Here is a 12178-nt window from a genome sequence, read left to right as displayed (position 1 = left end):
ATTATTTCCTGCTCAAGCGCTCCACCCATGATGCCACCCCAATTGCCGCCTGGCTCGCTGATCAAGATCATTGAGGTCATCGCCATCCTGGTGGGCGCGTTTTCCGGCTTCATCGAAGCGCGCCGCAAGCGCATGGACCTGGTCGGCGTGTTCGTCGTGGCCTTCATCACGGCATTCGGCGGCGGCACCCTGCGCGACATCCTGCTCGACAAGCGGCCCCTGTTCTGGGTGTCGCACCAGGAATACGCAATTTTGATCTTCGTGCTGGCCCTGACGGCCGCGCCCCTGATCCAGCATTTGCGCCAGATCGTCTCGGAACGCCTGATCGTCATCGCCGACGCCATCGGCCTGGGCATGTTCGCCATCGCGGGCGTGGCTGAAGCCATGCGCGCCGGCATGCCGATCTTTATTGCCTCGATGATGGGGGTGATTACGGGGATTTTCGGCGGCGTGATGCGCGACATCGTCTGTAACGAAGTGCCGATGGTGTTTCGCGACGGCAAACCCTACGCCATCTGCGCGTTTTTCGGCTGCTGGGCTTATTTATTGCAGATGCACTTCGGCGCCGAGCACGACTTTGCGCTGTGGACCAGCGCCAGCGGCATCACGATTCTGCGCCTGATATGCTGGAAATTCGACATGCGCTTGGGGCGCTGAACGGTGCTGATGCGTAATCCATAATATTATTAGCAACTCATGTCGGATTACGCGCTGGCGCTAATCCGACCTACGGTCTGCTGAAGAACATCTACATAGCGCCTGCCAGAAGCGTAGCGAGCGGCAGCGATTTGTGGCTAAGAAGCGCAACCGTGCTGAAGCACGGTGAGCATCGCAGGCCGCAAAGCACGACGCGCAGTAGCTTATGGCTGGTGCTAGACGGCGTCTGGACCCGTTTCGCCCGTACGGATGCGGATGACCTGCTCCACGTCGCGCACGAAGATCTTGCCATCGCCAATCTTGCCCGTGCGGGCCGCCTTGATGATGGCATCGACCACCAGTTCCGACACGCTGTCGTCCACCACCACTTCGACTTTGACTTTCGGCAAGAAGTCGACCACGTACTCGGCGCCACGGTACAGCTCGGTATGGCCTTTCTGGCGGCCAAAGCCCTTCACTTCCGTCACGGTCAAGCCCGTCACGTTCACATCGGCCAGGGCCTCGCGTACTTCGTCGAGCTTGAATGGTTTGATGATGGCGGTAATCTGTTTCATGGCTACTCCTTAAAATTGTTGGATTGTGGACAGATGGCTGCTTACTCGTAGAACTTCGACGTAATGGGGTAACGCCAGTCGCGGCCGAAGCCACGGTGCGTGACGCGGATGCCCACCGGCGACTGGCGCCGCTTGTATTCATTGATCTTGATCAGGCGCGTGATTTTCGCCACGTCGGCCGGCGGGTAGCCAGCCTCGATAATGTCGGCGATCGGCCGATTTTCTTCCATGTACAACTGCATGATGCCGTCGAGTATTTCATACGGCGGCAAGGAATCCTGGTCCAGCTGGTCGGCGCGCAGCTCGGCCGACGGTCCGCGCGTCAGGATGCGCTCGGGAATCACGTCCGACACGCTGTTGCGGTACGCGCACAGGCGGTAGACGAGGGTCTTGGCGATATCCTTGATCACGGCAAAGCCGCCCGCCATGTCGCCGTACAGGGTGCAATAGCCGACGGCCATCTCGCTCTTGTTGCCCGTCGTCAAGACGATGCTGCCATGCTTGTTCGACAGGGCCATCAGCAAGGTGCCGCGGATGCGCGCCTGGATATTCTCTTCCGTCGCGTCTTCCGCCAGTCCCGCGAACTCCTCGGCCAGGGTGGCGCGGAAAGCGTCGAAAGTTTGCTTGATCGGAATTTCATCGTAGCGCACATCGAGGCGTTTTACCATGTCGCGCGAGTCTATCCACGAGATATCGGCCGTAAATTGCGACGGCATCATGACGGCGCGCACCTTGTCGGCGCCCAGCGCATCGACGGCGATGGCCAGGGTCAGCGCGGAATCGACGCCGCCCGACATGCCGATCAGCACGCCAGGGAAGCCGTTCTTGCCTATATAGTCGCGCACGCCCAGCACCAGCGCCTGGTACACCTGCGCTTCGGTGGTCAACGGTGCGGCCAGCGGCTGCGATACGGGGGTGGCGCCGTCGAAATCGACGACCTGCAAGTCTTCCCCGAAATGGCGCAGCTGGGCGCAGATCGTGCCGGCCGCATCCATGACAAACGAGTCGCCGTCGAAAATCAGCTCATCCTGGCCACCGACCAGGTTGGCGTACACGAGGGCCATGCCTTGCGCGCTGACGTTCTTGCGCATGGTTTCATAGCGCAGATGCTGCTTGTTCATGTGGTAGGGCGAGCCGTTCGGCACCAGCAGCACTTGCGCGCCGGCCGCGCGGGCGCGCATCGGCGCATGCTCGAACCACGTGTCTTCGCAGATATTGATGCCGAAACGCACGCCCTTCACGCCAAACACGAAAGCCTGGTCGGACGACGTAAAGTAACGTTTTTCATCGAACACGGTCGTATTCGGCAAGTCGTGCTTGCGGTAGGTGCCCAGCACTTCGCCGTTCAGCAGCACGGAGGCGGCATTGTGGCGCACGCCCTTCTCGTCCTGCAGGGGCAAGCCCACCACCACGTGCAAATCCTTGAACTGGGCCAGGTCGGCAGCCAGTCCCGCAAACGCTTCCTGCGTTTTTGCGTAGAATGCATTGCGCAGCAACAGGTCCTCGGGTGGATAGCCGACCAGCGACAGTTCCGGCGTGAGCACGATATCGGCGCCCGCCTCGAACGCGCGGCGGGAAAGATCGAAGATCTTGGCACGGTTGCCGGCCAGATCGCCGACCGTACTATTCATTTGAGCAATTGCGACTTTGACTGTCATGATGATGATGGATATTTCGTTCTATTAAACAAGACAGGGGCGCGCAGGCCGATGGCGGCGCCCCGAGAGTGATGAATGCACACTACAACAATGAATTATCGCACGGCTATCGTCACTACCCTGGCTGAAATTGGCGAAGCGGCCTGGTCTGAACTGCTGGCAAGCCAGGCGGACGCCACTCCCTTCCTTTCCTACGCCTTTTTGCACGCACTGCACGAGTCCGGCTGCGCCAGCGCGGACACGGGCTGGCAACCGAATTACCTGGTGCTGTGGCAAGGCGAGGTGCTGGCCGCCGCCCTGCCCCTGTACCTGAAGCTGCACTCGTACGGCGAATACGTGTTCGACTGGGCCTGGGCCGATGCATATCAGCAACATGGTCTCGAATATTACCCGAAACTGCTGTCCGCGATACCGTTTACGCCCGTCAGCGGCACGCGCTTGCTGGCCCGCGATGGCCAGGCGCGCGCGGCCCTGCTGGCCTTCCTGCAGGCGCAGCAACAAGCCAGCGAGGTATCGTCCTGCCACATCCTGTTCCCGCCGGAAAGCGAGGCGCGCCAGCTGGAGGAAGCCGGCTACCTGATGCGTAGTGGCGTGCAGTTTCACTGGCTCAATCCGGGCTACACGGATTTCGAGCAATTCCTCGCCACCCTGGAACACAAGAAACGCAAGAATATCCGCGCCGAGCGGCGCAAGGTGCAGGAAGCGGGCGTCGTCATGCGTCAGGTGCGCGGGGTGGAGGCGACAGATGCCGACTGGAAACTGTTCCACCGCTGCTACAGCAATACCTACGCGGAACACCGCTCCTCGCCTTACCTGAGCCTGGACTTCTTCCGGCGCATAGCCCTCAGCATGCCGAAGAACATACTCCTGGTGATCGCGGAGCGCGAAGGCCGGGCCATTGCCGCCTCGCTGGTGATCCACACGGCCGACACCCTGTATGGCCGCTACTGGGGCGCACTCGAACACGTGCCTTGCCTGCATTTCGAGACGGCGTATTACCAGCCGCTGGAGTTTTGCATCGCCAACGGCATCGCCACCTTCGAAGGGGGCGCCCAGGGCGAGCACAAGATGGCGCGCGGCTTCCTGCCGCAAAAGACCTGGTCCGCCCACTGGCTGGCGCACCCGGCCTTTGCGGACGCCGTGCAACGCTTCCTCGAGCGCGAACGGGGTGGCATCGATGCCTACCTCGATGAATTGAACGAGCACAGCCCGTTTCGCGCATAAAAAAACGCTCCCGGCCATCGCAGGCGGGGAGCGTTTTTCTTACCGGGTGTTCTTAGGCTTTGGCGGCGTCGGTCTTGAAGGCGGCAACGCCGTTCAGGATTTCTTCCTTGGCCACTTCAGGACCATACCAGCCGTCGATCTTGACCCATTTGCCTTTTTCCAGATCCTTGTAGTGCTCAAAGAAATGCTGGATCTGGCGCAAGCGCAGTTCGTTCAGGTCTTCCGGCTTTTGCCAGTGGCTGTAGATCGACAGGACCTTGTCGACTGGCACGGCCAGCACTTTCGCGTCTTCGCCCGACTCGTCGGTCATTTTCAGCACGCCGATAGGACGGCAGCGCACGACCACGCCCGGGATCAGCGGGAACGGGGTGATGACCAGCACGTCGACCGGGTCGCCGTCCGGCGACAGGGTGTTCGGCACGTAGCCGTAGTTGCACGGGTAATGCATGGCGGTACCCATGAAGCGATCGACGAAAATCGCGCCGCTTTCCTTGTCGACTTCGTACTTGATCGGATCGGCGTTCATCGGGATTTCGATGACGACGTTGAAATCGTTCGGCAGATCGCGGCCGGAAGAGACGTTATTCAAACTCATGGGGTTCCTCATTAGCGGATTGTGTTTTAACCGCGCAATTATAGCGAAGTACAGGCAGCTTGTGCGATGCAGCAGCGGCCCGCCGGCGTTTTGCGCGTCCAGCCAGCAACAGTGGCGTGCATGGCCCGCCGGCGCGCGCAGCCGGCCATCGAGAGAATAAACAAACCATCAGCAATAATAAGTATAAACACCTAAGCAATACTACCGACGCCTTGAATCAATGCCGATGGAATATCTGCGTATTTTCATTTGAATATCGCCACACGCCAGGCATGGTTATTATAATCCGCATTGCATTTTTTGCAGCCACTTATAACAACAGTTTTATTCTCATTCATTCCGCAGCGCCCCTGCATTATTGCGCGACACCCCGCCCTCCCCCCTCCAGGCGGCCTGCCAGCCCCGCAACACCGTTATCCAGCATAATATTTGTTCTTATTTGAAGCGTTTATTTGATTCAAACAAGAGCCCCGCCAAAAAATGGCGCTACCGGAAGACAATCATCAATTCTGATAAACTGTCACATTCTGGTGATTCCAAACTTTGTATATTCTGCAATCGACGCCTTCCCTGAATTCAATATGGCGCATCACGCGCCACCGATAAATCCTTGCAAAAAGGAATATGATGATTCCCTCTTTCCGGCCCGGTCCTTTATTAAAGGTCACCGGCGTTATTTTCATTCTGTTTGGCCTCGCCCTGCTGGGCGGCGGCATCTGGCTGGCCACGCTCGGCGGCTCCTGGTACTACTTGCTGGCCGGTATAGGCATGCTGATCGCCGGCGCGCTGGTATTCCAGGGCAAGCGCAGCGCGCAACCGTTCATGGCGCTGCTGCTGCTCGCCACCCTCATCTGGTCCCTCATTGAAGTGAAATTCGACTGGTGGCAATTGTTGCCGCGCCTGGACATCTGGTTTGCCGCCGCCGTCTGGCTGCTGCTGCCCTTCGTCAGCCGCCGCCTGGCCCCTCCCGCCGACGCAGCGAAACAGCCGCAAGCGGGCAAGACGGCCCTCTCCGCCGCCGTGGCCCTGACCGTCATCGCCGGCGTCATCGCCCTGTTCCAGGATTACCATGACCTGCATGGCGACGTGCCGGCCGAAAACATGGCCGCCACGGCCTCCGGCGATTTCGCGCCCGGCGTCGAGCACAACGACTGGTCCGCGTATGGCCGCTCCGGCTATGGCGACCGCTATGCCCCGGCCGCGCAAATCACGCCCGCCAATATTTCCGGCCTGAAAGAAGCCTGGACCTATCACACGGGCGACTTCAAGGGACCGAACGACCCGGGCGAGATCGCCAACGAAGTCACGCCGCTGAAGGTCAATGACATGCTGTACCTGTGCACGCCGCACAACATCGTCATCGCCCTGAACCCGGACACGGGCAAGGAAATCTGGCGCCACGATCCAAAGATCAACCGCGATGCGGCCAGCTACCAGCACATGATCTGCCGTGGCGTGGCCTACTGGGACGTGAACGCGGGCCGCGCGAAGAACAATCCGGCTCCCGAAGCTGCCGGCATGGAATGCCCGCGCCGCATCCTGGCGCCGACCATGGACGGCACCATGATCGCCGTCAATGCCGATACGGGCGAGTCGTGCAAGAGCTTTGGCAACAACGGCGTCGTCAACCTGTATAAAAACATGGCCATGATCAAGCGCGGTTTCCTGATGCCAACGTCGCCGCCGGCAGTCTCGCAGAAAATGGCCGTGATCGCCGCCAGCGTGACGGACAACCATTCGACGGAAGAGCCATCGGGCGTGATCCGCGGCTACGATCCCGTCACCGGCAAGCTGATGTGGAACTGGGACCCGGCCACGCCGGAAGATACGGCGCCTTTCCCTGAAGGCAAGAACTACACCAACAACTCGCCCAACTCGTGGGGCGTGGCCAGCATCGATGAAAAGCTGGGTATGGTCTACATTCCGATGGGCAATGAAACCCCTGATACCTGGGGCGGCAACCGCAACAAGAATGGCGAGAAATTCAACAGCGCCATCGTCGCGCTGGACCTGGCGACGGGTAAAGTACGCTGGGTCTACCAGACCGTGCACCACGATATCTGGGACATGGACATCGGCGGCCAGCCGAGCCTGGTCGACATCGACACGCCGAAGGGCAAAGTGCCCTCTGTTGTTGCCACGACGAAACGCGGCGACATCTACGTGATCGACCGCCGCGACGGCAGCCTGGTCGTGCCGGCGCCGGAAAAACCCGTACCGACGAGCAATCCTGCCGCCGGCGACACCCTGTCGCCCACGCAGCCGTTCTCGGCCCTGACCTTCTTGCCAGAGCGCAATATCAGCGAAGCGGACATGTGGGGCACCACGCCGTTCGACCAGCTCGCTTGCCGCATCATCTTCAAGGAACGCCGCTATGAAGGCCCGTTCACGCCGCAAACGGCCGGCAAGGGCGCCGTCATCTCGCCGGGTCCGCTGGGCATCTTCGAATGGGGTGGCGCGGCCATCGACCCCGTGCGCCAGTTGTTGATCGTCAACCCTGACTACATGGGCTTCCTGGAAAAACTCGTGCCGCGCGCGGAAACGACGGCCAAGGGCGGCACGGGTGGCGAAATGGGCTTGCAGCCGCAGACGGGCGTACCGTTCGCCGTGGAAATCAAGGCCTTCCTGTCGCCGCTGGGCTTCCCATGCCAGGCACCGCCGTGGGGCTATGTGGCCGCCGTCGACCTGCGCACCATGAAGAAAGTGTGGATGCACAAGAACGGCACCACGCGCGACAGCGGCCCCGTGCCGATTCCCTTGCCGCTGGGCGTACCCAGCCTGGGCGGCATGGTCACCACGGGCGGCGGCGTGACCTTCCTCAGCAGCACGCTCGACTACTACATCCGCGGCTACGACGTCAGCAACGGCAAAGTGATCTGGAAAGCCCGCCTGCCAGCCGGCGGCCAGGCTACGCCGATGAGCTATGTGTCGAACAAGTCGGGACGCCAGTTCGTCGTCGTCATGGCCGGCGGCCACGGTTCGCTGGGCACGAAGATGAGCGACACCCTGGTCGCGTATGCCTTGCCGGAAGGCACTGCGGTAACGAAGAAGTAAGTTAGTCAGGTAGCAGCGCACTCCGCCATGGAGTGCGCACAAAGAAAAAGCCGTTCAGTCTGCACTGAACGGCTTTTTTACGTCTGGACAATTGGCTTACAAAACGGCTTACAGGATGGTAGCCAGTGCGCACTGCCGGTAATGCGCTGCAGCCTGTTCCGTCTGCTGCAGGGCGTCGTGCATCTGCGCCAGCTTCAGGTGGGCGTCGCGCACCATTTGCGGCTCGTTCGCATCCGACAAAGCCTGCTCCAGGTGGCGCTGGGCTTTGCCCCACAGTTTTTGCTTGAGGCACAAGGTACCCAGGGTCAGCGCCAGTTCCGCATCCAGCGGACGCTGTTTCATCCATTGCTCGCAATGCTCGATCTGCAGCAGCAGGGCCGGCGTGCCGCTTGGCGCCGCCGCTTCGCGGTAGGCGCGCACGACGCGCTCGTCCCAGTCGGCGGCCAGCGACTCTTCGCACACGAGGCGCGCTTCATCGTGCAGGCCGCGCGCATTCAGGGCCGTGGCGGCGCGGCAGGCGATGTACGGCTTGACCCGGTCGGCGCTTGGCACGGTGGACCACACGCGCATCAGCGACTCGGCGTCATGCGAGGGGTCGGACAGCAGATGGTCGTAGGCCAGTTCGCGCAGGCGCGACGACAGGGCCGGATGTAGCGCGCGGTGCTTGTCGAGCGAACGCACGAGGCGCAGCACTTCCGGCCAGTTCTTCGCCTGCTGCTCGGCTTTCAGCGACCATTGCAGCGCGTGGATGTGGCGCGTGCCGCTGGCATTGAGTTCGCGCACGGCGGCCAGGGCCGCTTCCGGCTGGTGGTCGTCGACCAGCAATTCCGTCACCGTCATCAAGCGGGCCGTCTTCAGGCTGGCATCGCCTTCAACGCGCGACAGCCAGCTGTCGCGGCGTTCGGACTGGCGCATGCGGTGCGCGGCGCGCGCGCCGATCAGCGCGGCCAGGCCGGCGTTCTCTTCCAGCTCGGCGGCGCGCAAGGCGGCCTTCTCGGCATGGCCGAAACGGCCTTCGAACAGGGCTTTCAAGGCTTCGCGCAAGCCCTTGTTGCCGTCGCGCTCACGCTTGCGCTGGCGGTAGGCCGCCACTTGCGCCGGCATGCGCACGGTGGCGCGCACGGCGCGCACCAGCAGGTACAGCAGCACGAACAGCACGACCTGCAGCAGCAGGAAGAAATTCAGCGACAAATCGATGCGGTATGGCGGATAGAACAGCACCACGTTGCCGGGGTTGAAACGGGCCGTCACGGCGATACCGATCGCCGCGGCCATCAGGGCGAGTAACCAGAGAAATAGACGCATGGGCTCAGGACTTCGCTTTGTAGTTGCGCACAGCCGTCAGGCTGTCGGACAAGGTTGGCATTTCGATGGCCAGGTTGCTGCCCTGCACCTGGCGCAGCAGGGCTTGCGCCGTCTGCGTGCTCTTGGCGCGGGTGTCGAAATACTTGGCCAGCGCATCCTGTGCGGCGATCAAATCGTTGCGGAAAGCCGTTTCATTGCGCGACAACAAGGCCATGCGGGCATTGAGCAGGCGCAACTTGACGTTTTCACGCAAGAAATACGATTGCGTCGGCGACAGCATCAGTGCTTCCGGCGTATCGACGCGGCGGATGCGTATCAATTGACGCACGTCGGCCCACATGTCGCCGCTCCAGGTATTGAAGCCGTCGCGCACTTTTTGCAGCAGCGGTTCCGGCGCAGGCGGCCCCATCAGCTTGCCGCTCGCATCGCGCACGGGCTTGGCCTTGCCCGGTTTTTCCGGTGCGGCCGGCAAGGCCGGGGTTTCGTCGGACAGCATCGGCAGCGAGTCGACCTGGGCGATCACGGCGTCGAGGCGCAGGGCCACGCCCGTCGAATCGACGCTGGGCAGGGCTTTCAATTTTTCCATGTCGCGCCCGATGGCGCGGCGGATGGTGATGAATTGCGGCTTGTCGGAACGCGACAGGCTGCGGTCCGCGTTTTGCAGGGCGATCAGCGCGCCGGGCACGTTGCCGGCCAGTTGCAGCTGCTGGCTGGCCGTCGACAGCACTTGCTCGATTTCCGTCAGCGCCCACTCGTCGCGGTTCTTCGACAAGTCGTTGTACAGTTGTTCCAGCGCAAGCTGCTGGCTTTGCGTTTCGCTCTGGCGGTTTTCCAGCGCGCCCACCTTGATTTGCAGCTCTTTCGTGCCTTCTTGCACGTTGCGCGCCAGCACGCCCGTTTCGGCATTGCTGACATCGCCTTTTTGCAGGCGCTTGGCCACTTCTTCGCGCAGGTTGCGGATCTGCTTGCTGGTCGACCAGCTTTGCGCAGCCAGCAGCACGGCCAGCACGATGACGGCGATGCTCATGGGCTTTTGCAGCTGTTCCAGCAGGGTCGGCGCGCGGCCGGCAGGTTGGTCGGCCGCCTGCGGCGCCGTCTTCACGGCGCTGCCAGGCGTTGCATTCGGTTCGGAGAGTGTAGGCATTTCGTTCATGGTCGTGATTGTAACGCGGCGAGCACTCCTGCGTCGCCTGATCCTGTCAAGGTGACTCGGGCAAAACCCAGGGCCGCCGCCGTTTGTGCAATGCGGGCGTGCGGCACGATCAGATGCTGCTGTTGCATTTTCACAACAGCTGCCTTTTCAGCATCCATTTCGCCCAGCAGCGCCAGCAAGCCGCGCAGCGCTTCCGAGCTGGTGATGATCCAGTCATTATTATGCTGCAACAGGTTTTCCAGGGTCGCCCGCAAGGCGGGCGTCAGCCTTGGCACCTTGCGGCGGTAGGCCGTAACGAACTCGACACTGGCTCCCGCCGCGCGCAAGCCGTCGGCCAGGTAATCGCGTCCGCCATCGCCGCGCACGATCAGCACGCGCTTGCCGCGCAGGGCCGGCAAGTCCAGCGCCAACAATAAATGTTCAGAGTCGCTGCGCGCCGTGTCCAGCGGACTCGTGATGGTCGCGTTGGCGTCCGTGACGCCATGCGCGCCCAGGGCCATCCGGCTGCCCTCGCCCACCACGGCCAGCGGCAGGCCGGGGGGCCAGGCGGGCAGATGCGCAAAGACGCAATCGATGGCGTTGGGCGAGACGAACGCCACCAGGTCGTAATCGCGCAGGCGGGCCAGCACGGCTTGCAGCCGCGCGCATTCCTCTGCGCCGTCAAGCGCGTGGATTTCCAGCAGCGGCAGCAGTTGCACGGGCAAGCCCAGCGCCGCGATCCGGGCGGCCAGCGGCCCCGCTTGCGCCGCGGGCCGCGTGATCACCACGGTGTCAGGCATGCGGCGCCAGGCCTTCATGGTTGTCGGGCGTGACTGCGCACGAGGCGAGGATGCCGGCGGCATCTTGCCCGCGCAGCAATTCGGCCACTTGCTCGCCCAGCTGTTCCGGCGCGCCGGCAGCACCGCTAACATCGGCGCTGGCCATGCGCGCGCCGTCCGGCGTGGCGACCATGGCGCGCAAGCGCATCTGCCCGCCCTCGACGGTGGCGAACGCGGCCAGCGGAATCTGGCAGCTGCCGCCGAAGATCTTCGACACCTTGCGCTCGGCCGTGACGGCTTGCGCCGTGGCCGTGTGGTTCAGCGGCGCCAGCAGGCGCACCAGGTCGGCGCCGTCCGCGCGCCCGCTGCGGATCTCGATCGCCATGGCGCCCTGACCGGCGGCCGGCAAGCTGTCTTCCGGCGCCAGCACGGCGCGGATGCGCGACGCCAGGCCCAGGCGTTTCAAGCCGGCGGCGGCCAGGATGATGGCCGCGTAGTCGCCACGGTCCAGCTTGCCCAAACGCGTATCGAGATTGCCGCGCAGGGGCAAAATCGTCAGGTGCGGGTAGCGCGCGGCGATCAGCGACTGGCGGCGCAGGCTGCTGGTGCCGACGACGGCGCCGTGCGGCAGCTCGGCCAGGCTGGCGTAATCGTTCGACACGAACGCGTCGCGCGGGTCTTCGCGCTCGAGGATGGCGGCCAGGGCAAAGCCTTCCGGCAACTCCATCGGCACGTCTTTCAGCGAATGCACGGCCAGGTCGGCGCGGCCTTCTTCCATCGCCACTTCCAGCTCCTTGACGAACAGGCCCTTGCCGCCTACCTTGGACAAGGCGCGGTCCAGAATCTGGTCGCCGCGTGTGGTCATGCCGAGAATTTCGACGCTACACTGCGGATACAGGGCGGCCAGGCGGGCGCGCACATGTTCAGCTTGCCACATGGCAAGACGGCTCTCGCGCGTGGCGATCACCAGGCGGGCAGGAATATTCAATTCGTTCGGGGTCAATTCGGATGCTTTCAAAACAAGTTCTTTCGCTGTGGCTGTCGTTGTCATTATCGTTGCCATTTCGCCCGTCTGATATCAATTTTGTATCGGGTGGCGCCTGGCGTCGCTATAATCGTTATCGCTTAGCCTAGAAGGCCAAGTCAGGCTAGCGTCCATGTTGAAGACCACAAATTTTATCATGCGCCCCCTCCCCTCTGCGGCCAAACGCCCGGTGCGA

10 protein-coding genes are annotated in these 12178 nt (G+C 62.4%); 3 read left to right on the top strand and 7 right to left on the bottom strand.

The genetic code is table 11. From position 1 onward, the window contains the following. Positions 1 to 27: 27 nt before the first annotated feature. Entirely contained in the window at positions 28 to 657 is a 630-nt protein-coding gene (locus O3299_RS01465) for a trimeric intracellular cation channel family protein (protein WP_034786156.1), read from the top strand. A gap of 215 nt (positions 658 to 872) precedes the next feature. Here the strand turns inward: O3299_RS01465 and O3299_RS01460 are convergent, their stop codons facing one another. Further along, positions 873 to 1211, bottom strand: a complete 339-nt coding sequence (locus O3299_RS01460; RefSeq protein WP_034758685.1) for a P-II family nitrogen regulator — start codon at positions 1209 to 1211, stop codon at positions 873 to 875. 41 nt (positions 1212 to 1252) lie between these two features. Next, a complete protein-coding gene (locus tag O3299_RS01455; RefSeq protein WP_305061338.1) occupies positions 1253 to 2869 on the bottom strand; it encodes an NAD+ synthase in 1617 nt (538 codons plus the stop codon). A gap of 90 nt (positions 2870 to 2959) precedes the next feature. Between O3299_RS01455 and O3299_RS01450 the strand changes: the two genes are divergently transcribed. Next, positions 2960 to 4093 (top strand): GNAT family N-acetyltransferase, encoded by a 1134-nt coding sequence (locus tag O3299_RS01450; protein ID WP_305062938.1) that lies wholly within the window; start codon positions 2960 to 2962, stop codon positions 4091 to 4093. Between the two features lie 52 nt (positions 4094 to 4145). Here the strand turns inward: O3299_RS01450 and ppa are convergent, their stop codons facing one another. Beyond that, positions 4146 to 4688: an inorganic diphosphatase gene (gene ppa, locus O3299_RS01445; RefSeq protein ID WP_034786159.1), complete on the bottom strand. Its 543-nt coding sequence runs from the start codon at positions 4686 to 4688 to the stop codon at positions 4146 to 4148. Between the two features lie 624 nt (positions 4689 to 5312). Here ppa and O3299_RS01440 point away from each other — a divergent pair. Beyond that, complete coding sequence (locus O3299_RS01440) at positions 5313 to 7742, top strand: membrane-bound PQQ-dependent dehydrogenase, glucose/quinate/shikimate family (RefSeq protein ID WP_305061337.1); 2430 nt, start codon at positions 5313 to 5315, stop codon at positions 7740 to 7742. Between the two features lie 108 nt (positions 7743 to 7850). On the opposite strand, the gene O3299_RS01435 is transcribed toward O3299_RS01440, so the two are convergent. The 4 genes from O3299_RS01435 to hemC are packed head-to-tail and all read right to left on the bottom strand — an operon-like array spanning position 7851 to position 11976. After that, positions 7851 to 9047 carry a heme biosynthesis protein HemY gene (locus O3299_RS01435; RefSeq protein ID WP_071653290.1) on the bottom strand — a complete coding sequence of 399 codons (1197 nt, stop codon included), beginning with the start codon at positions 9045 to 9047 and terminating at the stop codon, positions 7851 to 7853. A 4-nt stretch (positions 9048 to 9051) separates the two neighbouring features. Next, the gene (locus O3299_RS01430) at positions 9052 to 10200 is read right to left on the bottom strand and encodes a uroporphyrinogen-III C-methyltransferase (protein WP_077401782.1); all 1149 of its coding nucleotides are present in this window, start codon (positions 10198 to 10200) and stop codon (positions 9052 to 9054) included. After that, positions 10197 to 10979, bottom strand: a complete 783-nt coding sequence (locus tag O3299_RS01425) for a uroporphyrinogen-III synthase (protein ID WP_305061336.1) — start codon at positions 10977 to 10979, stop codon at positions 10197 to 10199. Before O3299_RS01425 ends, O3299_RS01430 begins: the two co-directional genes overlap by 4 nt. Next, positions 10972 to 11976, bottom strand: coding sequence for a hydroxymethylbilane synthase (gene hemC, locus O3299_RS01420; protein ID WP_099664820.1), 1005 nt, complete (start codon positions 11974 to 11976; stop codon positions 10972 to 10974). The genes O3299_RS01425 and hemC overlap by 8 nt, the downstream gene beginning before the upstream one ends. Positions 11977 to 12178: the final 202 nt, after the last annotated feature.

It is taken from the genome of Janthinobacterium sp. SUN176, assembly GCF_030587335.1.
GTDB classification, from domain to species: domain Bacteria; phylum Pseudomonadota; class Gammaproteobacteria; order Burkholderiales; family Burkholderiaceae_D; genus Janthinobacterium; species Janthinobacterium kumbetense.
Note: the sequence above shows the minus strand (reverse complement) of the source record. Positions and strands in the feature narration are given on the sequence as shown.

Coding starts and splice junctions, on each gene's coding strand:
- O3299_RS01465 (WP_034786156.1), top strand. CDS start 28: ATGATGCCACCCCAATTGCCGCCTGGCTCGCTGATCAAGATCATTGAG.
- O3299_RS01460 (WP_034758685.1), bottom strand. CDS start 1,211: ATGAAACAGATTACCGCCATCATCAAACCATTCAAGCTCGACGAAGTA.
- O3299_RS01455 (WP_305061338.1), bottom strand. CDS start 2,869: ATGACAGTCAAAGTCGCAATTGCTCAAATGAATAGTACGGTCGGCGAT.
- O3299_RS01450 (WP_305062938.1), top strand. CDS start 2,960: ATGAATTATCGCACGGCTATCGTCACTACCCTGGCTGAAATTGGCGAA.
- ppa (WP_034786159.1), bottom strand. CDS start 4,688: ATGAGTTTGAATAACGTCTCTTCCGGCCGCGATCTGCCGAACGATTTC.
- O3299_RS01440 (WP_305061337.1), top strand. CDS start 5,313: ATGATGATTCCCTCTTTCCGGCCCGGTCCTTTATTAAAGGTCACCGGC.
- O3299_RS01435 (WP_071653290.1), bottom strand. CDS start 9,047: ATGCGTCTATTTCTCTGGTTACTCGCCCTGATGGCCGCGGCGATCGGT.
- O3299_RS01430 (WP_077401782.1), bottom strand. CDS start 10,200: ATGAACGAAATGCCTACACTCTCCGAACCGAATGCAACGCCTGGCAGC.
- O3299_RS01425 (WP_305061336.1), bottom strand. CDS start 10,979: ATGCCTGACACCGTGGTGATCACGCGGCCCGCGGCGCAAGCGGGGCCG.